This is a genomic window from Pseudomonas floridensis, from assembly GCF_002087235.1.
Taxonomy (GTDB): domain Bacteria; phylum Pseudomonadota; class Gammaproteobacteria; order Pseudomonadales; family Pseudomonadaceae; genus Aquipseudomonas; species Aquipseudomonas floridensis.
Window position 1 is genome coordinate 1 of record NZ_MUIO01000245.1, and the last position, 618, is coordinate 618.

The following is a 618-nucleotide window of genomic DNA, read 5'->3' on the forward strand; positions in this document are numbered from 1 at the left end:
TGCCGCCCGAGATTCTTGGCCAGCCCGAGCCCATGCGCGCCATGGCCCGTTGAGGCAAAAAGCACGGACAGCGAACAGAACCACAAGCGAACCCGCAGCGAAGACAGCGCAAACCTTTCAGGGCACCCGGTCCACACCGGGTGCCCATAAAAACCGTTTTCGCGGACCCGCCCCGCACCCAGACCCAACGGCCTTGAGCCTTCAAGAGATACGCCTGATGAAATCTTCCGTTACCGTAAACACGGGCGCGTTGAACGCCCTTGCCTGCGGGATGAGCCTGTTGGCTCTGATGCCCACCTTTGCATTGGCTGCAGAAAGCCCGTTGACTCAGGCCATCAACCGCATCACCAACGACGCTCGTCAGGAGCGGGTGATCGAGTTGCGGGAATTGGGTATCGACCGTCCGATCATTCTCAATGCCACCGATGCGCGTCGCGAACTGTACCTGCCGGTGCCTGCCAACGTTGCGCTGACCGACGCAACCCTGAACTTCGACGCCAGTTACCTGAACGGTGAAGCGGGTCGCAACACGTTACTACTGTCACTGGATGGCTACCCGGTGCGGGCCATGGGCCTGAACGAAGAACAGGGCAATGCCAGCACCACGCTGGGCGTCGA

The 618-nt window shown here is 60.8% G+C and carries 1 pseudogene; it reads left to right on the plus strand.

Going from position 1 to position 618, the window contains the following annotated elements:
• Positions 1-217: 217 nt before the first annotated feature.
• A pseudogene (locus tag BZK31_RS28655) lies at positions 218-618 on the plus strand (cellulose biosynthesis cyclic di-GMP-binding regulatory protein BcsB); the annotation flags it as partial.